Source organism: Litoribaculum gwangyangense, from assembly GCF_039543505.1.
Lineage (GTDB): Bacteria > Bacteroidota > Bacteroidia > Flavobacteriales > Flavobacteriaceae > Litoribaculum > Litoribaculum gwangyangense.
Genome location: NZ_BAABJW010000003.1, coordinates 301,524 through 325,184 on the forward strand (window position 1 = coordinate 301,524; position 23,661 = coordinate 325,184).

21 protein-coding genes are annotated in these 23,661 nt (G+C 32.5%); 6 read left to right on the top strand and 15 right to left on the bottom strand.

Annotated elements, in window-relative coordinates; genetic code table 11:
• Nucleotides 1-21: 21 nt before the first annotated feature.
• The 5 genes from ABD963_RS10870 to yiaA form a co-directional block, all read right to left on the bottom strand.
• Nucleotides 22-846, bottom strand: a complete 825-nt coding sequence (locus ABD963_RS10870) for an alpha/beta hydrolase (protein ID WP_345276990.1) — start codon at nt 844-846, stop codon at nt 22-24.
• Nucleotides 806-1,684, bottom strand: a complete 879-nt coding sequence (locus ABD963_RS10875) for an alpha/beta hydrolase (protein WP_345276991.1) — start codon at nt 1,682-1,684, stop codon at nt 806-808. Before ABD963_RS10875 ends, ABD963_RS10870 begins: the two co-directional genes overlap by 41 nt.
• Nucleotides 1,685-1,723: 39 nt before the next feature.
• Complete coding sequence (locus ABD963_RS10880; RefSeq protein WP_345276992.1) at nt 1,724-2,302, bottom strand: GDYXXLXY domain-containing protein; 579 nt, start codon at nt 2,300-2,302, stop codon at nt 1,724-1,726.
• Nucleotides 2,303-2,309: 7 nt separating this feature from the next.
• Complete coding sequence (locus tag ABD963_RS10885) at nt 2,310-3,599, bottom strand: DUF2157 domain-containing protein (protein WP_345276993.1); 1,290 nt, start codon at nt 3,597-3,599, stop codon at nt 2,310-2,312.
• 124 nt (nt 3,600-3,723) lie between these two features.
• Nucleotides 3,724-4,206 (bottom strand): inner membrane protein YiaA, encoded by a 483-nt coding sequence (gene yiaA / locus ABD963_RS10890; RefSeq protein WP_345276994.1) that lies wholly within the window; start codon nt 4,204-4,206, stop codon nt 3,724-3,726.
• A gap of 151 nt (nt 4,207-4,357) precedes the next feature.
• On the opposite strand from yiaA, the gene ABD963_RS10895 reads away from it, so the two are divergent.
• From ABD963_RS10895 to ABD963_RS10905, 3 genes are all read left to right on the top strand, one after another.
• Nucleotides 4,358-5,878 carry a hypothetical protein gene (locus ABD963_RS10895; protein ID WP_345276995.1) on the top strand — a complete coding sequence of 507 codons (1,521 nt, stop codon included), beginning with the start codon at nt 4,358-4,360 and terminating at the stop codon, nt 5,876-5,878.
• Nucleotides 5,879-5,898: 20 nt separating this feature from the next.
• The gene (locus tag ABD963_RS10900) at nt 5,899-7,116 is read left to right on the top strand and encodes a hypothetical protein (protein ID WP_345276996.1); all 1,218 of its coding nucleotides are present in this window, start codon (nt 5,899-5,901) and stop codon (nt 7,114-7,116) included.
• Between the two features lie 115 nt (nt 7,117-7,231).
• Complete coding sequence (locus tag ABD963_RS10905) at nt 7,232-7,699, top strand: hypothetical protein (RefSeq protein WP_345276997.1); 468 nt, start codon at nt 7,232-7,234, stop codon at nt 7,697-7,699.
• Between the two features lie 69 nt (nt 7,700-7,768).
• On the opposite strand, the gene hemL is transcribed toward ABD963_RS10905, so the two are convergent.
• From hemL to ABD963_RS10925, 4 genes are read right to left on the bottom strand one after another with little or no spacing between them, the layout of a single operon-like run.
• The gene (hemL, locus tag ABD963_RS10910; RefSeq protein ID WP_345276998.1) at nt 7,769-9,055 is read right to left on the bottom strand and encodes a glutamate-1-semialdehyde 2,1-aminomutase; all 1,287 of its coding nucleotides are present in this window, start codon (nt 9,053-9,055) and stop codon (nt 7,769-7,771) included.
• An 8-nt stretch (nt 9,056-9,063) separates the two neighbouring features.
• On the bottom strand, nt 9,064-9,864 hold the full coding sequence (locus tag ABD963_RS10915; protein WP_345276999.1) for a glucosaminidase domain-containing protein: 801 nt from the start codon (nt 9,862-9,864) through the stop codon (nt 9,064-9,066).
• A 4-nt stretch (nt 9,865-9,868) separates the two neighbouring features.
• Nucleotides 9,869-10,780: a 1-aminocyclopropane-1-carboxylate deaminase/D-cysteine desulfhydrase gene (locus ABD963_RS10920; protein ID WP_345277000.1), complete on the bottom strand. Its 912-nt coding sequence runs from the start codon at nt 10,778-10,780 to the stop codon at nt 9,869-9,871.
• Nucleotides 10,770-11,108 carry a hypothetical protein gene (locus tag ABD963_RS10925; RefSeq protein WP_345277001.1) on the bottom strand — a complete coding sequence of 113 codons (339 nt, stop codon included), beginning with the start codon at nt 11,106-11,108 and terminating at the stop codon, nt 10,770-10,772. The genes ABD963_RS10920 and ABD963_RS10925 overlap by 11 nt, the downstream gene beginning before the upstream one ends.
• A gap of 139 nt (nt 11,109-11,247) precedes the next feature.
• Between ABD963_RS10925 and ABD963_RS10930 the strand changes: the two genes are divergently transcribed.
• From ABD963_RS10930 to ABD963_RS10940, 3 genes are all read left to right on the top strand, one after another.
• A complete protein-coding gene (locus tag ABD963_RS10930; protein ID WP_345277002.1) occupies nt 11,248-11,412 on the top strand; it encodes a C1orf53 family protein in 165 nt (54 codons plus the stop codon).
• Nucleotides 11,413-11,538: 126 nt separating this feature from the next.
• The gene (locus ABD963_RS10935; protein ID WP_345277003.1) at nt 11,539-12,105 is read left to right on the top strand and encodes a DUF4136 domain-containing protein; all 567 of its coding nucleotides are present in this window, start codon (nt 11,539-11,541) and stop codon (nt 12,103-12,105) included.
• A gap of 111 nt (nt 12,106-12,216) precedes the next feature.
• Nucleotides 12,217-13,974 carry an aromatic amino acid hydroxylase gene (locus ABD963_RS10940; protein ID WP_345277004.1) on the top strand — a complete coding sequence of 586 codons (1,758 nt, stop codon included), beginning with the start codon at nt 12,217-12,219 and terminating at the stop codon, nt 13,972-13,974.
• Between the two features lies 1 nt (nt 13,975).
• On the opposite strand, the gene ABD963_RS10945 is transcribed toward ABD963_RS10940, so the two are convergent.
• From ABD963_RS10945 to alaS, 6 genes are all read right to left on the bottom strand, one after another.
• Entirely contained in the window at nt 13,976-14,731 is a 756-nt protein-coding gene (locus ABD963_RS10945) for an enoyl-CoA hydratase/isomerase family protein (protein WP_345277005.1), read from the bottom strand.
• Between the two features lie 151 nt (nt 14,732-14,882).
• Nucleotides 14,883-15,533 carry a response regulator gene (locus ABD963_RS10950; RefSeq protein WP_345277006.1) on the bottom strand — a complete coding sequence of 217 codons (651 nt, stop codon included), beginning with the start codon at nt 15,531-15,533 and terminating at the stop codon, nt 14,883-14,885.
• Nucleotides 15,534-15,542: 9 nt separating this feature from the next.
• Entirely contained in the window at nt 15,543-17,486 is a 1,944-nt protein-coding gene (locus ABD963_RS10955) for a tetratricopeptide repeat-containing sensor histidine kinase (RefSeq protein WP_345277007.1), read from the bottom strand.
• Nucleotides 17,487-18,008: 522 nt separating this feature from the next.
• Complete coding sequence (locus ABD963_RS10960; RefSeq protein WP_345277008.1) at nt 18,009-19,892, bottom strand: PQQ-binding-like beta-propeller repeat protein; 1,884 nt, start codon at nt 19,890-19,892, stop codon at nt 18,009-18,011.
• 78 nt (nt 19,893-19,970) lie between these two features.
• Entirely contained in the window at nt 19,971-20,915 is a 945-nt protein-coding gene (locus ABD963_RS10965) for a GSCFA domain-containing protein (protein WP_345277009.1), read from the bottom strand.
• 4 nt (nt 20,916-20,919) lie between these two features.
• Nucleotides 20,920-23,532, bottom strand: coding sequence for an alanine--tRNA ligase (gene alaS / locus ABD963_RS10970; protein ID WP_345277010.1), 2,613 nt, complete (start codon nt 23,530-23,532; stop codon nt 20,920-20,922).
• Between the last annotated feature and the right edge of the window lie 129 nt (nt 23,533-23,661).

Sequence of the window (23,661 nt, forward strand, 5' to 3'; positions counted from 1 at the left end):
TGCAGTTATGTAGTTCCTTTTTTATTTCAAAAGCAAATCAATTTTAAGTTGATATTCATTAAAATTTACCAAATCATTATGTCTACCACCTGCAATGGTTATAAATGTGGTTTGCGGTTTATGGGCAACCTCAAATAATTTTTTTGCAGATTCGTAAGGCACTACGCTATCATTTGTTCCATGAAACATGGTTATTTCGCAATTAACTTCTTTAACAAACTGATATGTTGGAAATTTATATTTCATAAGTTGCTCCACTGGAAAAATGGGAAATCTCAATTTACCAACATCAACCATACTGTAATAAGGCGTTTCCAAAATAAGTTGTTTCGGTTTGTTTTTTGAGGCCAAATAGGATGCTATCGCCGTACCCAAAGAGCGTCCGTAAAGGATGATGTCATTTTCGTTATAACCATTCTTCAAATAATCATAAAACATACTGGCATCGCTATAAAATGCTTCCTCAGAAAGCTTACCTGTGCTCTTTCCATAAGTTCTATAATCCATTATTAAAACATCATAATGCTTATCCACAAAAAACTCAGCAATCTGTCCCCAGCGAGATAAATCACCGGCATTTCCGTGAAAATATAAAATAATGCCTTTAGGGTTTTCTATCTTAAAGTGGAGTGCATTTAACTTAGTACCATCATTTGCTTCTAGATTAATTTCTTCAAAATGATGCTTAAATTGATATTGGAAATCTTGTTCTAAAACAGTTGGTAAAAAAATAATTTTCTCCTGTAAAAAGTACAAAGATGTTGTTATCATAAGATATAAACCTAATAAAACTAAAACCAGTTTTTTAATCCTTCGCTTTAGTGGGTTTGGAGCTGTGTTTAACATGAATACTGGTGGTTGACAAATCGATATCTTGAGGTTTTATATTAAGTATTTCGTGAATCATTTTATGATATGATTCAAAATTATTAAGATTTTTATGTCCGCCACCAATAACTGCATGCAATTTGGTAAGTTTCGGATTGACTTTAGATAGTTTAATACTGGTTTTAAAAGGAATCAGTTTATCGTTTGTCCCATGAATAATATGAATGGGACATTGCACATATTTTAACCATTTATAGGTTGGTAACGGATATTTTATGAGTATTGACAAAGGCATGAAAGGCGCATAACGTGCGGTAACTTTAGTTAGACTGTAATATGGCGCATCCAAAATGAGCATTTTAGGATTGTTCATAGAGGCTAACTTTGTTGCAAAACCAGAGCCTAATGAGCGTCCGTAAAGGATGATTCTATCTTCAGTCGTGCGTTCTTTTATCTTATTGTAAACTTCCTGCAAATCGCGTTTGATGGCTTTTTGTGAACGCTTACCTGTACTTTTGCCAAAACCACGATAATCAACCATCAACACATTGTAATTGTGCCTAGTAAAATCTACGGCAAACTTACCCCAACCTTTAATACTTTTTGAATTGCCTTTTAAGTATAAAACAATGCCTTTGGATTCGCCTTTTGGTTTGAATAAAATACCATTAATAACGGCTCCATCGCGCGTTTCTAAGTTGTGCTCTTCTATATCTTGATTTTCATAGTGAAACTCAAAGTCTTTAGGGAGTTTCTCGGGCTTAAAAAGCATATAGTCTTGTAGATAATACAAAGCGATACTTATGGCGATGTATATAACTAGAATGATAATAAGCGTATGTAACCAATATGGCATTTTGAAAACCCGTTAAAACACTAATATACAATAATTGGGCTAATGTTTTTCACTTTCCCTTTCAACGAAATCTTTGATGGACATGCCATCCACCAACACATCATTTAAAACTGCCTCACCCTCTTTTACATAAACCAACGCATACGTAGTGAGTAAACTATCGGTAGTATTTTGAGGTCTATTGGTTACAACCTCTGCATCATAGGCTTTGGTCTCTTCCATGTAAAAACGGTTAAAGGGAATTTTGATATTCAGTTTATGGTCAAATTTCGAATACCAACCTGCTTTGGCCAAAAAATAATCGTTTTTATTATCATCTAAAATAGTTCTGCTTATTTGGTCAATTTTAGAATAACCCAAACTATCTGTTTCAATGTAAACATAAATAGTTTCATTACGTTGCCACGAAGAATCGGGTGTTTTAAAAGTGTCTATTTCATAATTTAAATTAATATACTTGCCTTTAAATGGATCGCTAGGATCCATAGGTTGTGTTTTAAATTTATAAATTGTTCCATATTTTAAAACAGATTCTTGGTTAAGAATCATTTGGGTTGGTATAAAGAGTTGCGCTACTACAACTATTAAAAATATTATGAATAGATGAATTGTTTTCATGGTAATATTATTTAAAAGATTTGATTGATTTCTGTTTCTTCAACATCAAATAATTGACAAAAAAGAAACCAACTCCAACAACTACAAACAGTAAGCCTCTAACAACAAAACTCATGTTGGTATCAAAAAAACGACAAACGATAAGCAAAGAAATGATTAATAACCCATAATTTAAAACACCGAAATGAAGTTTGCTAGCTCCTATTTTTATAGCAACAACACCCAACACTAATATTAATAGGTTTATTATTATAACTGGAAACGCATTTATAATTGAGTTTAGAAAAAAGAGTATTGAAAATATGATGAATACCAACTGAAATAGATTAACTTTTTTATGTTGATTTTTTAGGTAACCATATGTTAAAATGCCTAATGCCGATAGAAATAACACTGCGGATATATAAAATTCTTGGGAATTGAAAGGTACGGCATCATTAAATCTATCTTGCCAAAACCACTTAAAGCTTGTTAAAATAAGCATGAAAATAGTCCCTAAGGAGCCCAAAACCAGATATCCGTTTCTTCTTAATTTTTCATTCTTGAAGTAGGGTAACATGCCTAAATTGTAAAAAACTCCAAAAAGTACAACATACATTAAAAAGCCTAAGAATTCGTTATCATCAACAAAAGCACCAAGAACGATAATAACACATAATGGCAACAACCAATTAAAAATAGAGACTATATTTGAGCTTGCTTTGATTTTTAATAACGTGAAATAATAAGGCAAAATTGATACTATTAACAAAACGAACAACCATGGCGTTCCCATAACAGAGTTATAAAAATACCCATATTCACAGGCATAATAGGTTGAAAAAGCGATGTGTAAAATGGCAAGCGCATTCGATTTTAAAAGATAAACCAGTGGCAAACAAAGTAATACCCAAGTTAACAAGTAACTGCTTAATTCTCCTGGAATGTTGTAAATCTGACTTACCAAAGCCATACTCGATCCCACAGCAAAAAACAGAAATACGCCTGAGGATTCTTTCCAAGTGGCACTTTTATTTTTTAAAATGGAATAACCAACAACCACTTGCGCGATAACAAGCGGTAAAAAAGCAAAAAAGGTTTTTATGCTTCTTGAAAAATGATCCCAATTATGCGCTAATATTAAAATAATACCTAAACCAACCAATATGGAACCTAATACTGCAAACACGGTAAATAATTTATTTGGCGAATCGTTTTCTTTAGATTCATAATATGTTTCAATTTTTGAAGCAGTCTCTTGTGATATAACTTGCTCTAAAACCAGTTCCTTTATATCGTTTCGAATTTTTGAATTCATAAGATGTCCTTTAATTAATTAAAGATAATATTTTTTAAAACCCCGCAACCAAAGGCTACGAGGTTTTGGGTTAAATAACCAATCATCAAAACAACCCTTTGTTTTTTGTTTTGATTTCATTTGTTTATAAATCCTCTTTTAAATGTCTGTCTATGTATTGAACATCTCGAGTGTTTTTTTGTACTGCAATGGCAGCAAACAAACTCAACAGAAAAGACATGCCATAAAACCCTTTTTCACTCAAGAGTAAATCGGCATTCCATAAGCCGATCACCAACAGCACTATAGAGGCTAAAGTTGTAAACCAACTTATACTATAATAAATATCGGTAACAGGAATATCTTCCATTTTATCTCTTACTGCCTTTTGTACCGATATCACTGAGAATAACCCAAAAAGTAAGATAGTGAAATAATAGCCTTTTTCGTTAAGCATCATATCGGCATTCCATAAACCTATGCAATAGGATGTCATACCAATTAAAAGTGCAGACCAAGAAGCGCCGATGAAAGCAGAGGTGGGTTTTTGGTCGAACACTTTAATATCCTTTTTAAGTTTGGTTTCTTTTGATTTTTCATCAACTGAAACGGTTGTTTGATAATTCATAATTTTTTGTTTTAATGATTATGTAACAAATGTGCAATCATTTTAAAAGAACAGAAATTCATTTTTAATTATAAGCTGACGATATAAAATGTATTTTATATTCAATTTATATTATATTTATTCATATTTTAAATAATTTAATGACGATTAAATGAATGATTTAAAAGCTATAACATCGGCTTTTTCAAATGAAGAACAAAGTCAATTTATCTCCTATTTAGAGAAAAAGAACAAACGAAACGACACCAAAAACATTCAGTTATTTAAATGTTTATTAAAAGATGAAAAGGATGCTCAAACCATTTGCAAAACTATATATGGCGAAGAAAACAAAGGAGCTTATCACGCGTTAAGAAAACGACTTTACCAATCTATTATAGACTTTACCGCTAACCAAAATTTACAGGAAGAGAATTCGGTAAGCATGCAAATAATTAAATACATTCTCGCAGCCAAATCGTTTCTCCAACAAAAACAACATCAAGTGGCCTATAAAGTATTGGATAAAGCGGAAGATTTAGCTCTAGAACATGATCTTTTTTCTTTGTTAAATGACATTTACAGTACTAAAATCCAATATGCCCATACCAACTCACATTTAGATTTGAATTTGCTTATAGAAAAATTCAAAACCAACCAAAAACATATTTTTTTAGAGGACGAACTAAACATCGTTTACGCAAAAATTAGAGTTACTTTAAATAATATTGCCTATAAAGGTGCAATTTTAGATTTTGACACCATCCTGAGAAATACTTTTAAAGAACATGATATTAGTGTAAATGACGCCATGTCCTTTAAATCGTTGTACCAATTAGTAACCATTGCGAGTATTTCAGCGTTTATAACGAAAGATTATTTGAAAATTGAACCTTTTTTAATTGAAACATACAAATCCATCCTCCAACACAAAAACAAAGGCAAACAACTTTATTACCATATCCAAATTTTATACGCCATAGCTAATACCTTATTCCGAAATAAAAAATTTGATGAATCTGTGCATTATTTAAGGCTGATGCATGAACAAATGCAATTAAGCAGGAAAAAGCATTATAACACCTTCACCCTCAAATATCACCTACTTTTGGCATTGAATTACAACTACACAAACCAGCAGGATTTAGCCATTAATACGTTATTGCCATTTACAATAATCAAACATTCGGACACGGAATCTTTATTGGATATCCAATTAAGCCTCATAACCTTCTATTTCCAAAAAAACGACCTCAAAAAAGCGTTTCAAATGTTTTCAAAATTTTATCACACAGACGCATGGTATGTCGAAAAAGCAGGTAAAGAATGGGTAATTAAAAAGAATTTGATTGATATTTTGCTCAATATAGAACTTGAAAATATTGATTTAGTGGAGTCCAGATTAAAAAGTTTTAAAAGGCAATATGTACCATATTTGAAAAGCATCCATCAAAAACGCGTGATCACCTATTTAGGTTTTATTGAAGCTTATTATAAAAATAAGGAAATGGTAACCTCAAAAATCTTTCATAACAAAGTTGAAAACGCTTTTGATTGGGTAGAAACACATAGAGAAGACATCTTTGTTATGAGTTTTTACAGTTGGCTAAAAAGCAAAATGTTTCAAACGGATTTATACGAAACTACTTTAAACCTCATCAAACAGGCTCAAAAAGAATTAAATAAAAATTAAACTTTATTTATTTTTGCCAAATGCCAAAAAAAATACTTTTTATTGTTGCATGTCTTTGCACCCATTTTATGATAAGTCAAGAAAAGGATAGCTTATCATTTAAAAATGGTATTGACAACCCTAGTATTTTAACCACCCATCATTTTGGTATTTTCAGCTCTAGAATCAGCACTAACTTTAAGTACAATCCTCCTAAAAAAACGACTTTTTCTATAAATACCGTTAGTGGAAATAATTTTCATCCGTTTGTAGAAGCTTATTTTCCCAGAGATCCTGAGGTTAGACAACAACTAAGCGACCTTATTTGGTACGATCGTTCGTTTAGTTTTGTAGACCAAGAAACCACACCTGCCGATTATATGAATATTGTTATTGATGCGGTTATAAAAGAATTTAGAATCGGTTTAAATATTCCTGTTGCCAAAAATCATGAATTGGCAATAAACTTAAGATCCTATTTAATCACCAAAGGAACATACCCGTTTTCATTATTCACTAGTGATGAAACTATTGAATGGGTTCACAGTAATATTGCTGGTGGCGAAGACCCATATGGTAGGCGATATTACGGACTCAATCAAGTGAATTTTGAGTATTTCGATCGAAATGGAAACACCCTAAAACTTGAAAACAACGACTTTTTTATCGGTGGTATAGAACTGAGCCATTTTTATTACCCAACACTTTCAATTAACGAAAGCAAAAATATCTTCATCAATTTTGGGAGTCACTTAGGTATCAATACTTCAAAATTTAATAACTCTCTAGATGTTGGTATTTCAGCAAATGCCATTAAAACATTTCGCCTAAAAAATAATTACGAGTTCAACGTTGCCGTTGGAACCAATCTGTTACGCAAAAACCTCATCAATTTCAAAGAAGTTATCGATTTAGGAAACAATAAGTATTTAGCAACTCTCGAGAGCAATCTGGAAATCACAAAATACACTTCAAGAGGAAATTTCAACGCCTTTGGAATAAACTATCAGATACAATCAAGATACAATAGAAAGGAGGAAGCCGATTATTACACGTTAATTGGTAAATGGCAAGAAATTAATGGCGGTTGGCAACATGGCGTTACTACACTTTACAAAGCCCAATCTAATTGGAGTTTTATTTATACTTACGGCACTCCAAAACTACAGTTTTCTATCTATATCAAGCAGGATTTTTTAGTAAACAATGCTCCAGATTTTCAAACAGGCGCTGGACTAAAACTCCCTATTTTAAACTAAAAATCTCAACTCTTTACCAATTCGTTTTCTTAACATTACGTTAAAATACACTCAACTTTTAAACCATTTTAAAATTATAACGTCTTATATACAATTAATTTAAAACTCAAGTAAGATGAAAAAACTAGTATTAATTGCAATAGCCTTAATTGGTTTACAAGCAGTGGCACAAGAACAAAAAAAAGAAAGACCAGAAAGAGCAAATAAAATGATGAATCTTTCTGTGGAGGAAATAGCAACACTCCAAACAAAAAGAATGACTTTACATTTAGATTTGAATGCGTCTCAACAAGCCGAAATTCAAAAATTAAATTTGGAAAATGCTACCCAAAGAAAAGCCATGATGGAAGCACGCAAAGCAAAAATGGAAAGTGGCGAAATGAAAAAACCGACTAATGAAGAACGCTTACAAATGGAAAATGCTAAGTTAGACCATCAAATTGCTATGAAAGCCAAAATGAAAGAGATTTTAAATGATGAACAATACGCCAAGTGGGAAAAAGCACAAATGCGAATGGCTATGAAAGGAAAAGAGAAGAAAGAAGGCATGAAAAAACGCATGAACAAAAAAAATCAGGAATAGTTAGTTTAGTTTATTGATTATAGTTTGTTGATGAAAGCACATTTCTAAAATTTAGAAATGTGCTTTGTTTTATAATGTTTTAGCGACTTTATTTACTGCGTTAATAGTAAAATCTAAATCTTCATAAGTTAAAGCATCGGTAATAAACCACGTTTCAAAAGCACTTGGCGCAATGTAAACACCTTCGTTTAACAACCCATGGAAGAATTTTTTAAAGGTTTCATTATTGCCTTTTGCTGCCGTATCAAAATCTACAACTTCGGCTTCATCAAAGTGCACCGAAATCATGGACCCTACTCGATTTATAGTATGTATTATTTTGTTTTCAATTAAAACCTTAGCAATGCCTTTGTGCAGATATTCAGTTTTTTCAGCTAAACGTTTAAAAATGTCCTTATCATTATTCAGCTCTGTCAACATCGCTAAACCTGCTGCCATTGCCAATGGGTTTCCACTCAATGTCCCCGCTTGATACACAGGACCCAATGGCGCTAGATGATTCATAACTTCATGTCTCGCTGCAAAGGCACCAACGGGCAAACCACCACCAATAACTTTTCCAAAGCAAACAATATCCGCATCAATGTTATACAATTCTTGGCAGCCCCCTTTTGCCAACCGAAAGCCCGTCATGACCTCATCAAAAACCAACAAAATTTCATGGGCATCGCATAATGCTCTTAAACTTTTCAAAAATCCTTTTTTAGGTGGAATACAACCCATATTACCAGCTACTGGTTCAATAATAATACAAGCAATGTCGTTTTTATTGGCCTTAATTAATTGCTTGACGTTTTCAATATCGTTGTAACGCGCCAACAAGGTATCTTTTGCTGTTCCTTGTGTAACACCAGGACTATTAGGCGTTCCAAAAGTACTGGCACCACTACCCGCTTGAATTAAAAACGAATCGGAATGCCCATGGTAGCAACCAGCAAACTTGATGATTTTATCTTTACCTGTAAATCCTCGCGCTAAACGAATGGCACTCATACAAGCCTCTGTACCCGAATTTACAAAGCGTATTTTATCAATATTAGGTACCATGGAAACTGCCAATTCTGCGATTTGGGTTTCAATTTCGGTGGGCATTCCAAAAGAGGTTCCTTTTTTAGCTTTTTCAATAACCGCATTAACTACAGGTTCGTAGGCATGACCCAAAATCATAGGTCCCCAAGAATTGATATAATCAATCAATCGGTTTCCATCTTCATCATACAAATAGGCACCTTTAGCTTCTTTAACAAAAATGGGAGTTCCACCAACACCCTTAAAGGCCCTAACCGGTGAATTTACACCTCCCGGAATCACTTTTTCTGCCTCTGCAAACAAGGCACTGCTCCTTTTATAAATCATGTATTTAATTAATTTTCTGAAGGCTTTACTACTAATACTTGACCGATACTTAGTGCGGTATCGTTTAAACCATTCAAATTTTGAAGTTCTTTGACTGTAATATTATACCGCTTGGAAATGGAATACAACGTATCACCCTTTGAAACCGTGTATGAAATAACCGTTTCTTCATCCGGTGTTTCATGCTTTACATATGCGTCTCCTAACACTTCTTTGTCGAGTTCGTGTAAATTGTAGCGCTCAATTAAACTGATTAATTTTTCTGGGTATTTTCTATCGGTTGCATATCCTGCAGCTTTCAACCCTTTTGCCCAACCTTTATAATCTTCTTTTTTCAAACTAAAAAGATTGGAATAGCGCTTACGCTCTGTTAAAAACAATGAATGGTCTCTAAAGGAATATTTAGGGTCATTATACTTTCTAAAACATTCTTGAGCCGCATCATCATCATGATAAATTTTAGCACCCGTCCATTCATGACATTTAATTCCAAAATGGTTATTAGCTTCTACGGAGAGTCGTCCGTTCCCCGAAGCCGATTCCAAAATCCCTTGAGCCAAGGTAATACTTGCGGGAATGTTATAAAGGCGCATTTCAATTTGGGCGATTTCTTTGTAAATGTCTATATACTTTTCGGTATCGTTTGCATAAGTCTTTTCCGGCTTTGAAGTCGTGTTCTCTAAATTTTCTTCATGTATTACAACCTCTTCTTTGTTTTCAATTGTTCGTTTTTTTGTTACTACGCTTCTTTTTGCTTTACAACTAAAAAGCATCAAACCTAAACATAGTATTACAAATATTCTGTTCATTTAGCTACTCGATTATTGATAAATTTTTCTTTTTTAAAACGGCATTCATACCCTTAATTCCTTGTAAACCTCCAGTATGAATGGCCAATATTTTTGAACCTTTCGGAAAATAGTTTTTTTCGATTAAATCAAAAATCCCAAACAACATTTTTCCAGTGTAAACTGGGTCTAAAGGTATTTTATAATCTATTTTAAACTTATTGATAAAACTGATTAATGGTTCATTTATTTTAGCATAGCCTCCAAAATGGTAATCGGTGATAAGTTTCCAATTGGTTTTTGTTGCAAATTTACTAATATCTTCTTGTAAAAACTCACCTTTTAACGCTGGAAAACCTAAAACTTGTTGACTGGGTTTTGAACAATTTATAATACCAGATATTGTTCCACCTGTTCCCACAGAGCAACATAAAAAATCAAATATTTCATCTTGCTTAGTTAAAATTTCCTCACAACCTTTAACCGCCAAAGTATTAGTTCCACCTTCTGGAATCAAGTAAAAACTATCAAATTCACGTTTTAAATCACTAATAAAATCTTCTGAATTCTTATTTCTAAAATCCGTTCTAGAAACAAACTTAAACTGCATACCACAATTTTTGGCAAAATTTAATGTTGGATTTTTTCCATAGGTATTCATTAACTCTTCGCCTCTGATAATTCCAATGGTTTTAAAACCAAAATTTTGTCCTACTGAAGCCACTGCAGCGATGTGATTTGAATACGCTCCCCCAAAGGTTAACAAGGTTTTAAAACCCTTTTTTTCCGCTTCAACCAAGTTGTATTTAAGCTTTCGGTATTTGTTCCCAGATATAAAGGGGTGGATAAGGTCTTCACGTTTTATATAAAGTTCAATACCCTTTTTCTTAGGTAAACTTACTGGTTGAATAATGTTGTATTCTAGCTCAAATATCATGGGTGCGAAAGTACTTTAAAAATGCCCAAAATGGACGTTGCTTTAAATAATAAAAATTAGTTTCATTAAGGTAAGCTTCTCTTTCAAAAGATATATTTCGATAAGCCATGTTCCACTTTTTATATTGAAAAAGGCGACATAAAAACTCAAAAACATAAATAATATAAAAGGGAATAATTAAAAATTCCAATTGTTGTTTTAAGTGTATTTTTTCATGATTTATCAACACTTTGTCTTTCTTAAAACGTTTAAACTTCAGAAACACAAAAGGAAAAATGGCTAAACCTGTATAGCCTTTGGGAACTAAATATTTTGAAATTAAAATCATGATTTGCAACATTCAAAAATCAATCCAAATTACATTATCTTTGTAAAGCTATGAAATAAGCCTCAAATAACAATTTTTGGTATAAACCTAGATTGTAATAGGCGAATTACATCTGACCATTAAAAATAAATTGTAACAGATGAAAAAAATAATCCCCATAGAAGAAGACGATTACTACTTAACTCCAGAAGGTTATAGATGCTTTACCGAACAGTACCACTTGAAGAGAGGGTATTGCTGTGAGAGTGGTTGCAAACATTGTCCCTATGGCTTTAACAAAAAAAAGAATACTCAAAATAATTAGTGCATTAAATTGTTGCTTTTAAATAGAACGCTTGGTACGATTATTGCAATATTAATAATTGTGTAAACCGTTAAAAAAGGCGATATTAATTCCATACTTTATTTAACAATTAACAAAAATATGGTTATGAAAAAATTATTAAAAAAATTACCATTATTAGCATTATTAATTGTGGTAACATCATGTAGCTCTATAAGAGTGGCTACAGATTATGACAAAAATGCAAAATTTGGCGAATATAAAACCTTTGCGTTTTTTAAAACAGGTATCGATAAAGCTGAAATTAGTGATTTAGATAAACGACGAATTCTCCGCGCTATTGAAGCAGAACTTTTGGCCAAAGGGTTTACCAAATCTGAAACACCAGATTTATTGGTCAGTCTTTTTACAAAATCCCAACAACGTGTAGATGTATACAATAACGCCTGGGGCATGGGTGCCTGGGGCTGGGGTGGATGGGGTCCTTGGGGCGGGTGGGGTCCAGGTTGGGGCTGGGGTTGGAATCAACCAAGCACTTCTGTATCTACTGAAGGCGTTTTATACATAGACCTTATTGACGCTAATAAAAAAGAACTCATATGGCAAGGCATGGGTACTGGCTTCTTAAGTCGAAATATGGAAAAAAAAGAAGAACGTATTAAAGAATTTGTGTCAAAAATTATGGAGAAATATCCTCCAGGAGCAATTCAGTAAAATTTAAAAAAGCGATTCTAGTAAGAGTCGCTTTTTTTATTTGATACCAAAATTTTTCAATTCCTTTTCATTATTCGTATTTTTACTTAAACTATTTTCAGTAGAAAAACAATGGATCAATCAATTGAAACAAACCCTATTTTAAATCGCTTACCAAAGCACTTAAAACAGTTTATAAAACCTCAAAATTACGAGTCATATTCTGCTATTGACCAAGCTGTTTGGAGATACGTTATGCGCAAAAATGTCGATTTTTTAAAAACAGTAGCGCACAAATCGTATTTAGAGGGCTTAAAACAAACGGGCATTTCCATTGATAGTATTCCCAACATGTACGGCATGAACCGTATTTTAAAAGATATAGGTTGGGCAGCCGTAGCTGTTGATGGCTTTATTCCACCCAATGCCTTTATGGAATTTCAAGCCTATAACGTGTTGGTTATCGCCAGTGATATTAGACAATTAGAACATATAGAGTACACGCCTGCTCCAGATATCATTCATGAAGGCGCAGGACATGCCCCCATTATTGCCAACCCAGAGTACGCCGAGTATTTAAGACGTTTTGGTGAAATTGGTTGTAAAGCTATTTCGTCGGCTAAAGATTATGAACTTTATGAAGCCGTGAGACATTTATCCATCATCAAAGAAGCTCCCAATACAAGTGAAAAAGATATTGCTTCCGCAGAAAAAAAAGTTGAGGAACTTCAACAAAACATGGGAGAACCGAGTGAAATGGCTCTTATTAGAAATTTGCATTGGTGGACGGTTGAATATGGATTAATTGGCACTATCGAGAATCCGAAAATTTATGGTGCAGGCCTGTTATCCTCTATTGGTGAAAGTGCTTGGTGTATGACTGATGCTGTTGAAAAATTGCCTTATAATATTTCGGCAGCCTTTAAAGATTTTGATATCACCAAACCTCAACCTCAACTTTATGTCACTCCAGATTTTGCACATTTAAGTTTGGTTTTAGAAGAATTCGCCAACACCATGGCACTGCGAAAAGGAGGTCTTTCAGGAGTAAATAAACTCATTAATTCTCAAGCTTTAGGCTCAGTTGAATTGAGCACCGGATTACAAATTTCTGGGATATTTTCAGAAGTTATTGAAGCTAATGGAAACCCCATTTATATCCAAACCACGGGAAAAACAGCTTTATCATACCGAGAAAAAGAATTAGTTGGTCATGGTGTAGAAAACCATCCTGATGGCTTTGGCTCACCAATAGGAAAATTGAAAGGCATTAATCTCGCTATTGAAGATATGAGTCCCAGAGATTTAAGTGCTTACCATATTTATGAGGAAAAAAAGGTAACCTTAGAGTTTGAAGGGGGTGTGAAAGTTTCTGGTGAAATCATTACAGGAAAACGAAATCTACAAGGAAAAATAATATTAATCAGTTTTAAAAATTGCACCGTTACCCACAACAATACTGTTCTGTTTAAACCTGAATGGGGGATATATGATATGGCGGTTGGAAAAGACATTGTCTCGGCATTTTCTGGTCCAGCGGATTTGAATAGCTTTAATTTGATGACCCATAAAATATCTTCTCAAACCATTCATGTAAAAAAATCTGAAAAACGGTTGGAGTTAGAAAATTTATACCAACTAGTTAGGGATTACAGAGTAGGTAAAAACATGACAGTTTCTAGAACGAAGGTTTTAGAACAACTTATTGAAAAACATCCAAACGATTGGTTATTGCCTGTTGAACTCTATGAATTGGCATTTAAAGGCAATGAAAAATCTCTTTGTGAAAGTATTTTAAAACATCTAGAAACTGTGAAACAAAATAAACCTGAAGTTGGAAAATTAATAGATGACGGGCTGGATATTATTAACAAAAAAGTTAAAGTTTAGACTAATTATTAAACCTTTTTAAGGTTTGTTTAGTAAACTCGCTCAAAACTAATTTTCCACTCATTTTAGCACGCTCAGCAAGTAATACATCCCAATGCGCTGTGTGCTCCCAAAACACATGTTTCAATCCTTTTAAGGCTTCAGGGTTGTAGTTGCTTAATCTTTCAGCGAGTGTTTTAACGGCCTCATCCAATGCTTCTAAACTATCAAAAACCTCGGCATACAAACCCTTTTCTTTAGCATATTCTGCCGAGTAAAATTCTTGTGCATTAATTGTTAATTGAGACATAGCTGATTTTCCTATTTTTCTTGAAACAGCAGGCTCTATAACAAAAGGCCCAATCCCTATACTTAATTCGCTTAATTTTATCGAAGCATGTTTGGTCGCCAAACAATAATCAGTTGCAGCCGCTAAACCAACGCCGCCACCAACGGCTTTACCTTGTACTCTGCCAATAATAAGCTTCGGAGATTTTCGCATGGCATTAATAACATTGGCAAAACCAGAAAAAAATTGCTCTCCGGTTTCCTCATTTTCAATATTTATTAATTCATTAAAACTGGCACCAGCACAAAACGTTCTTTCACCACCACTTTTTAAAACGATAACATGAATATCACTATTTAAACCTGCTTGAATGATGGTTTGTTCTAGTTTAAACAAAACCTCTGAGGGCATGGAGTTTTTATCTGGATGAAAAAACTCTATATAACCAACTTTATTTTCTTGTTTAAATGTAACATAAGGTTGTTCCATAATCAATAAAATATTATTTACTTGAAGGTTTGAAGATACGCATTATACAACTAATGTAATTATATGATTAATTATAATTTTCTAATCCGAAATCGTAGTTAATACATGTATTACAATTTGGCTAAAAAATTAGCTAAAAGCAAAAATAGTTTCAAATTAAGTTATTCTTTTTTGCTTTTTGAATAGCCTCTATTTTGTTATGAACTTGTAATTTTTTATAAATATTTTCAATATGTTTTCTTACTGTACCAACAGAAAGAATAAGATTATCGGCTATTAAACCATAACTTAGGCCTTTACTAAGTTGCTCTAAAACATTTACCTCTCTGGTGGTTAACTTAATATTTTCTATATCTTGAGATTTTTCAATATTCAAAGGATTTCTCAGTAATTTCAAAGTCTTCATAGCTATTGAGGGATTCATGGCGGCACCTCCATTTAAAGTTTCTTTTATCCCATTATAAAGATCTTTAGCATTTACTTCTTTTAGCAAATAACCATCAGCCCCAGCTTTTATGGCATTAAAAATATTCTCATCGTTATCAAAAACAGTTAGCATAATAATTTTAATATGAGGATACCTTTTTTTAACAACCTCTGTTGCTTCAATACCATTTAAAACAGGCATTTCAATATCCATCAAAATAACATCAATATTGTGATTTTCATCAATTTTAGTTAACAAATCATGACCGTTAAAGGCTGTGAATTTTACTTCTAGTTCCTTAAAAAAAGAGAGCTTTTCTTTTACCGCACTTATTAAAAAAGAATTATCATCTGCTATTGCTATTTTTAAATTCATAAACAAATATTAAATCTTTAAATTAATATGTGTGCCATCATTACTACTGTTAAAAGTAATGGTAGCTCCTATATCTTCTGCTCTTTTTTTCATACTATTTAGTCCGTTTCCAAATTCAACTTTACCAATATTAAAACCTTTTCCATCATCTAAAATTGATATTTCAAATTGATTATTTAAATGTTTAAAATTTACTTTTATACTGGTAGCCTCAGCATATTTTATAGAATTATTTATGGCTTCTTGAATGATTCTGTAAATATTCATACCTTGTACAGAAGAAAAAACAATCTCATTTGAGGAATTTGAGTCTACATTAAATTGAAAAATAGTATTGGCTGAAGCTATATTTGCTTTTTCGATATAATTTGTGACGCGTGTTTCTAGATCTTCTAAAGAAATTTCGCTTTTATTCATGGCCCAAATAGTATCGCGTAACTCGTAAATAGTCTCTTTGGTAAAGTTGCTAATACTACTAAGTTTACTTGTTATTTTTTCGTTGTTTATTTTAAACCCATACTGCAAATTATCGATTGATGAAATTATAAAAGTTAGTTGTGCACCAATATTATCATGTAAATCTCTGGATATAGTTAAGCGTTGTTCTTGTAATTTGTTTTGAGTTTCAATTTTAACCAAAGCCTCTTTTAATTCACCTTCTTTTTGTAATTGCTGATTCTTAAGTTTTTGTTGTTTGTACAGCAAATAACCCAATAACGATAGAACTAGGGCCAAAATACCTAAACCCATAATTTGGGTGTTTTTTTGATTTATATTTAATTCTTTTTCAGCTAAATCTGTACGCTGTTCTAAAATTTCTTTTTCCTTTTTTTCGGTTTGGTATTTGGTTTCTAATTCACTGGTAATATTCTGCATACTCTCTTGAGCCATTTCCTCCTGAATTTTTATGTACTTATTCGTGTAAAAAGCAACACTATCTGGTTTTGATTGATAAGCATAAACAGGAATAAGTTGTAAATAAACCAATGGCAATTTTTCTTTTACGCCTTCTTTAATAAAAACTTTTATATTCTCTAATAAAATCGGCTTAGCTTTATCGAATTCTCCAAGTGCACTGTAAATTCCTGCAAGCGTTAGTTTAGAACTTTCTAATTCAGTTTTTAAGCTAGCGGTCTCTCTTATTTCAATAGATTTTAATATGAATTCTTTTGCTTTTTTAAAGTCTTTTTTATCATTGTAAATAGAGCCCAAATTATTAAAAGCAGACCCTAAAGCTGTAAAAGCTTTTACTTTTTTAGCTACTTCAATACTTTTTTTTAAGTGAAAAACAGCTTGTATAGTGTCTGTTTTATACAACAACACACTAGCCTTATTGATTAGGACATTGGCTAGCATTTCCTGTTGATTGTTTTTTTCGAAAAAAGCAATATTTTTATCAAAATACTCTAATGCCTTATCATAATTTTTTAGTGTCATTAAAACTGTAGCTATGTTACTTTGAACGGAATTTACTATCATATCTGCTCGAGCTCTTTCATAAAAATCTAAAGCTTTTAAAAAGTAAATCATGGAACTATCTGGGAGAGCTTTCTTATAAAGTATATTTCCTAATTTATAGTTTAATGACGCTATACCAGCAAAATCTTTAATTTCTTTTCTTATTTTAAGTGACTTTCTGTAAAGTTGTTCAGAAACATCATAATCGCCTCTTAAATAATAAACAACACCTACATCACTTATGGTTTGAGCTAGTAGTGTGGAGTCTTTTAATTTTTCGGCATAAATCATGGCTTTCTCTCCATAAACTAAGGCCGAATCTGTTGAAACAGAACTGTAATACCAAGTTAAATCTCCATAAATCTTGGCCCTTACATTATCATTCTGAGATTTATTCAACTCTATTTTCAAACTATCAATGATCTCTTCTGAGTTTTGAGAAAAAGAAATGATACTAGAAAATAAAATTGCTTGGATTAAAAATTTGCACCTCATATCTAAAGGTTTACAATTCAAAAATAATTTTTTGAAGAGAAAGGATTTCTGTATTTATTTTTAAAAATCTTTTAAAAAGAACTTTTTCAATATGCTCTGATAGAATAATATTTTGTGATAATCGTTTATTCTTTAAAAGCTGAAAACTTAAAAAAGCGTTTAATCTACTCAACCTTAATAGCCCTTTGTTTTTGATTTTATTAATATCCAAAACAAGAACTAAACATAAAGCAGAAACTATTAAAACCAATAAAAATGGCAAGTAAGTTATAAGAAAACTGATCATTACAAATAACAGATTAGTTATAGAAATACTTTAATTTAGTTCAAAAAAAACACCAATTACAAACCAACTTATTGGCTTTAGTAATTGATGTTTTTAAATATGAACTGATTAATAGCAATCTAAAATTAAATTAAACTTTCAATCCTTAACCAATTTTTCGATTAAGTGTTATTAAAAAAGATTAAGCGCAATAATCTGATTATCACGCCCAATCAAACAAATCTCAACAACAAGATTTAGTTTTGTAAATTATAGGCATAGATAGTATTATCATTAGCTTTATAATATAAAACCCCTGCTATCTCATCCACTTGGTACTCCGGTTTTTTATCTTTTAAAACAATTTCTTTATCTACTTTGCCAGAATCTTTGTTTACCTTAACTAATCCAACACCATCATCCAGTTTTGTTAGTATAAACTGAGCGTTCTCGGTTGCCGCAGTTGCTTTAAAGCGTTTAGACATCATTTGGAAAGAAGCATCACCTATAGCAGCAAACATATCTGCTGCTCTTTTATTTTCTTTTCCATAATCATTATAATTACTTAAATCATTTGAGCTACCATAAGGACTAGTTCTGTTCATACCGGCCTTAGCTGCATGTGCCATTGCCAGACCTGTAGATGCTACAGCCATAATTCCAGAAAGTGCTTTTACAAATCCACTTTGAGATGGTGATTTGAAATATTCATGAAATAGTTGACTGCCATCATTACCCAACATAGCCACGTTTTGTGAAGAACTTAAAAATATATTGCCATTTCGCATCTCCATGGTGTTTGCTACTTCTTTTTCATCAAACTTAACTTTTGAAAACTCGCTTACATCACCAGAGTTTGCATCAATTGCGAAAATTTCACCATCTGCAGCAATTAAGTATCTATTTTTAGAACTATCATAAGTTGAGGCTACAGCCGTCGTGTTTTTGTATTTTAAAGGTTTATTCCAAACTTGGTCTCCAGTTTTTAAATCGACTATATTTGCATCTTCACTTGTTATGTAAATTAGACCTTGAGGAGATTCTGCCATAATCATGATGTTTTCTCCCGTTTTTAATGGTTTTTTGAATAAAGTTTGACCATCAAATGAAATTTTATTAATTCCACCTTGCTGAATTCCAAATAAAATACCATCGTCTTGAACATAGAAATGCTGTACAAAACCCTTAGTTTTTGGGGCTTTTTCCCATAAATCTTCTCCTGTTGAAGCACTTAAAAAGGCAATTTCAGATTCTTCAGCTGCAACTTTATCACTTACTACCGCTAACCCTTGTGGTAAAATTTGAAAATTTGAAACGTTTCCTTGAACTTTTCTATCATCCTTCCAGAGTTCGGCACCATTACTTCCAATTTTATGTATTCGAGTATTTTTACCATTAACAGTTGTTTCAAACCCATAAATTTCTTTTTCGGTTACATCTGCAACCATCCAGTTAACTCCCTTTATCTTACATTCCCATAAATCGTCTCCGTTATGTTTTTTCGCCAATAACCCTTGTGCTGTTGGAATAATTAAAAATTCTTTTAAAAGCAAAGGCGTTCCTGTTACACTAAAATCTTTAGCGATACCAACTCTACCTGGTTTATCTAAAAAGAAACTATAATCTAATTTTTGTGAACTTAAATCGTAAACTGCCACTTTAGGAGTCATTTTCTCAAATTTATCGCCCTCTTTTTGTATTCCACTAACTATCAATTTATTTTGTGGTAATACGATGTTACAGGTATAAATTTGATTCCAATTATCAGTTTCTGAGTTAAAAATCACTTTTCCATTAATATAATTAATTACAGCTCGTTTTGTTTTAGCTAAACCTGCAAATTTAGAGCCAGCACCCTGAGAAACCACTATATAAGGAGATTCTGGAATAAACTCTGTTTCTTCTGGTGTTAACCTCCCAAAATTATTAAAGGTAAAAGTAGGTGTGCTTTGTTTAGGATCAATTCCAACTAAACCATCGTTAGTAGCAGCTACCAATATACCTCCAACCGTTAAAGTCATCTCGTTAATTTTTGCTCCTAAATCATAAGTGTTTTCAGGTGTTTCGGCTTTTTGAGCCGCGCCGTAGTTTACTATTATAATCCCTAATAATAGTAAGGCCTTTTGTTTTAAATTTCTCATTGTTGATTTTTATTGTTAATAACAGTTCAAAATTGCAACAGAAAGAAATGGTAATCAATACGATAAATTACGTATATTTTAAAAAACTAATTGCGGAAACTCTTTTAGGATTTGTATCTTTTTAGTTTCTATTTGTTGAAGAAGTTTAATGTGAGCTCCAGAGTTTGGATTAAATGGTTTATGAAAAAGTGCTTTTTGAATAAAATCTACTTCACCCATGGTTATAAAAGCTTTTTCTGCAACCCAAACCTTCATGAATTTTTCCCAGATATAATTGATAGCTGTTGGATTTGGATGAATCATGTCATCATTATAAAAGCGATAATCCCGAAGTTCATCCATCATGATTTCATAGGAAGGAAAATAATATACATTTTCATTTAAGATAGAATGTATAGCGGTAATTAAATGTGATTTACTTAAGGTGTTTTCTATAAAACCATCTTTTAAATGTCTTACTGGTGAAACTGTAAAAATAATAGAGGCTTTTTTGTTTACACTTTTTATTAAGCTAACCATAGCCATTAAAGATTGAATAACGTCATCAACTGAAAGTAATTCTTTTTTAAAGAGTTTTTGAGGTACTTTATGGCAATTAGCAACCATAGAGTTATTTTCAATAAATTTGTAAACCCAAGCGGTTCCTAAAGTCATCATAATATGGGAGGCATCGTGAATTTGTTTATTAGTTAATTTAAGCTGGTTGTTTAAATTAACTAATAAATCCTCTTTAGAAACGTTACTTAACTTCGAATGTACATCAAAGCAATGCCACCTTTCATCTTTTAAAAAAATATCAGCTTCCGTGTATTGCTTTTTATTTATGCTTTTGGAAATTAGAGTTTCAATTGCTTTTGGTTGAAATAAAATACCAAATGGGTTTTGATAATTTTGAAATTTAAAATAATCTAATTTATTGCCAATATTTTCAGAAAAACAGGAGCCAAATAATAAGATTCTTGAATGATAATCAATTTGATTATTTGATTCAGATTTTAATGGTATTTCAGTTAAAAGTTTCAAATAATTACGAAATATAATCTTTAGCTTTATTTAAAGCCTCATCTATACCCGCAGGATTTTTACCACCAGCAGTTGCAAAAAATGGTTGTCCACCACCACCACCTTGGATATACTTACCAAGGTCTCTAACAATTTGTCCAGCATTTAAACCTTTACTCGCAACCAATTCTTTAGATATATAACAAGATAACAAAGCTTTACCATCATTTTCAGTACCAAATAATAAAAAGAGATTATCGTGCTGACTTCCTAAATCAAAACTAACATCTTTAATTCCTGAGGCATCCAAATCTATTTTTTTAGCTAAAAATTGAATACCATTAATTTCTTCCAATTCACTTTTAAGTTCACCTTTTAGATTTTTAGCCTTATCCTTTAAAAGTTGTTCTATTTGCTTTTTTAAATTCGCATTTTCCTCTTGTAAATTTTGAAGAGCTTTTACGGGTTCTTTGGCATTGTTAAGCAAATCTTTCATTTCATAAAAAGCCCGGTTGTTTTCATGATAAAATTCTTTAACAGCATCATTGGTTATGGCTTCAATTCTTCTGATTCCAGCTGCAACTGCACCTTCTGAAACTATTTTAAAATGCCAAATATCTGCTGTATTTTTTACATGGGTTCCACCACAAAGTTCAATAGATTGTCCAAAACGAATGGAACGAACAGTATCGCCATATTTTTCTCCAAATAAACTCATGGCACCTTCTGCAATAGCCTCCTCTTTTGGGATATTGCGTTTTTCAATCAAAGGTAATTTGCCATCAATTCTTGAGTTTACAAAATTCTCAACATCCCGCAATTCTTCAACAGAGAGCTTAGAAAAATGTGAGAAATCAAATCTTAAGTATTTAGAATGGACCGCACTGCCCTTTTGCTCTACATGTTCTCCTAAAACCTCTCTTAACGCTTGATGCAATAAATGTGTGGCCGTATGGTTAGATTCTGTTCTATGGCGTTGTTTAGCATCTACTACCGCTTTAAAAGATTCATCGAGATGACTTGGTAAATTTTTAGCAAAATGAATAATAACATTATTCTCTTTTTTGGTATCAACAAGGTAAACCACATCACCATGCACATCTTCCAAATAGCCCTTATCCCCTACTTGCCCGCCCCCTTCTGGGTAAAACGGTGTTAAGTTAAATACCAATTGATACATGTCGCCATCTTTTTTGGAAGTCACTTTTCGGTATCTGGTTATTTTAACTTGGGCTTCCAGAGCATCATAACCAATAAATTCCTGTTCAATATCATCAACCAATACCACCCAATCATCAGTACTCATTTCACTGGCGGCACGAGAGCGGTTTTTTTGCTTTTGAAGTTCTTCATTAAATCCCTTTTCATCTAGCTTCAATCCTTTTTCCGAAAGAATCAAAGCTGTTAAATCTATTGGAAAACCATAGGTGTCATACAGTTCAAATGCTTTTTCTCCAGAAACAATATCGTTTTTTGTTTCTTCAACAATCCGATTCAATAAAACCAAACCTTGATCTAGAGTTCTCAAAAAAGACGCTTCCTCTTCTTTAATAACATTTTCAACAAGCTGTTTTTGGGATTTTAACTCTGGAAAAGCAGTACCCATTTTCTTGCTCAATACCTCAACCAAACGGTATATAAAGGGCTCTTTTTGGTCTAAAAAGGTGAAACTATAACGAATAGCTCTTCTTAAAATTCTTCGAATCACATAACCAGCACCCGTATTGCTAGGTAATTGTCCATCGGCTATTGAAAATGCCACCGCACGAACATGATCTGAAATCACGCGAATAGCCACATCTACTTTGTCATCTTTACCGTAGTCTTTATTAGTAATGGTTTCGATTTCCCTGATTATAGGTGTAAAAACATCGGTATCGTAATTAGATTGTACGCCTTGTAAAACCATACATAAGCGCTCAAAACCCATACCAGTATCAATATGTTTATTAGGTAAAGATTCTAAACTACCATTGGCTTTTCGGTTGTACTGCATGAATACCAAATTCCAAATTTCTACAACTTGCGGATGGTCTTTATTGACTAAATCTTTTCCTGAAATTTTAGCTTTCTCGTCCGCTGAACGAATATCCACATGAATTTCACTACAGGGGCCACAAGGTCCTTGATCGCCCATTTCCCAAAAATTATCTTTTTTATTTCCTTTTAAAATACGGTCTTCAGCAATGTATTGTTTCCAAATATCATAGGCTTCCGTATCCATTGGGATGCCATCTTCTTCATCACCTTCAAAAACAGTAACGTATAAAATATCTTTGTCAATACCGTATACCTCAGTCAATAATTCCCAAGCCCAAGCAATAGCTTCTTTTTTAAAATAATCGCCAAAACTCCAGTTACCCAACATTTCAAAAAGGGTGTGGTGGTAAGTATCATAACCAACTTCTTCTAAATCATTATGCTTTCCAGAAACCCGCAAGCATTTTTGGGTATCAGCTATTCTGTTGTTTTTTGGCTGGCCGTTGCCTAGAAAATATTCCTTAAACGGTGCCATCCCGGAATTTACAAACATAAGAGTTGGATCATCTTTCAAAACCATGGGTGCAGACGGTACTATGGTATGTTTCTTAGCCTCAAAAAAACTTAAAAATTTAGATCGAATATCTTGTGATTTCATTAACCTATGAGTTACGACAATGTTAAATTATATTAATTGCAAAACAATTTTTATATTTACTCGTTTATTACATTTTGATTTAAACAAGAATTGCTTTTGATATAAAGTGCAAAAATAGTATAAATTGCG

Bases quoted from the DNA above. Each gene is read 5' to 3' on its own strand.
- ABD963_RS10870 (WP_345276990.1), bottom strand. From the start codon at position 846: ATGTTAAACACAGCTCCAAACCCACTAAAGCGAAGGATTAAAAAACTG.
- ABD963_RS10875 (WP_345276991.1), bottom strand. From the start codon at position 1,684: ATGCCATATTGGTTACATACGCTTATTATCATTCTAGTTATATACATC.
- ABD963_RS10880 (WP_345276992.1), bottom strand. From the start codon at position 2,302: ATGAAAACAATTCATCTATTCATAATATTTTTAATAGTTGTAGTAGCG.
- ABD963_RS10885 (WP_345276993.1), bottom strand. From the start codon at position 3,599: ATGAATTCAAAAATTCGAAACGATATAAAGGAACTGGTTTTAGAGCAA.
- yiaA (WP_345276994.1), bottom strand. From the start codon at position 4,206: ATGAATTATCAAACAACCGTTTCAGTTGATGAAAAATCAAAAGAAACC.
- ABD963_RS10895 (WP_345276995.1), top strand. From the start codon at position 4,358: ATGAATGATTTAAAAGCTATAACATCGGCTTTTTCAAATGAAGAACAA.
- ABD963_RS10900 (WP_345276996.1), top strand. From the start codon at position 5,899: ATGCCAAAAAAAATACTTTTTATTGTTGCATGTCTTTGCACCCATTTT.
- ABD963_RS10905 (WP_345276997.1), top strand. From the start codon at position 7,232: ATGAAAAAACTAGTATTAATTGCAATAGCCTTAATTGGTTTACAAGCA.
- hemL (WP_345276998.1), bottom strand. From the start codon at position 9,055: ATGATTTATAAAAGGAGCAGTGCCTTGTTTGCAGAGGCAGAAAAAGTG.
- ABD963_RS10915 (WP_345276999.1), bottom strand. From the start codon at position 9,864: ATGAACAGAATATTTGTAATACTATGTTTAGGTTTGATGCTTTTTAGT.
- ABD963_RS10920 (WP_345277000.1), bottom strand. From the start codon at position 10,780: ATGATATTTGAGCTAGAATACAACATTATTCAACCAGTAAGTTTACCT.
- ABD963_RS10925 (WP_345277001.1), bottom strand. From the start codon at position 11,108: ATGATTTTAATTTCAAAATATTTAGTTCCCAAAGGCTATACAGGTTTA.
- ABD963_RS10930 (WP_345277002.1), top strand. From the start codon at position 11,248: ATGAAAAAAATAATCCCCATAGAAGAAGACGATTACTACTTAACTCCA.
- ABD963_RS10935 (WP_345277003.1), top strand. From the start codon at position 11,539: ATGAAAAAATTATTAAAAAAATTACCATTATTAGCATTATTAATTGTG.
- ABD963_RS10940 (WP_345277004.1), top strand. From the start codon at position 12,217: ATGGATCAATCAATTGAAACAAACCCTATTTTAAATCGCTTACCAAAG.
- ABD963_RS10945 (WP_345277005.1), bottom strand. From the start codon at position 14,731: ATGGAACAACCTTATGTTACATTTAAACAAGAAAATAAAGTTGGTTAT.
- ABD963_RS10950 (WP_345277006.1), bottom strand. From the start codon at position 15,533: ATGAATTTAAAAATAGCAATAGCAGATGATAATTCTTTTTTAATAAGT.
- ABD963_RS10955 (WP_345277007.1), bottom strand. From the start codon at position 17,486: ATGAGGTGCAAATTTTTAATCCAAGCAATTTTATTTTCTAGTATCATT.
- ABD963_RS10960 (WP_345277008.1), bottom strand. From the start codon at position 19,892: ATGAGAAATTTAAAACAAAAGGCCTTACTATTATTAGGGATTATAATA.
- alaS (WP_345277010.1), bottom strand. From the start codon at position 23,532: ATGAAATCACAAGATATTCGATCTAAATTTTTAAGTTTTTTTGAGGCT.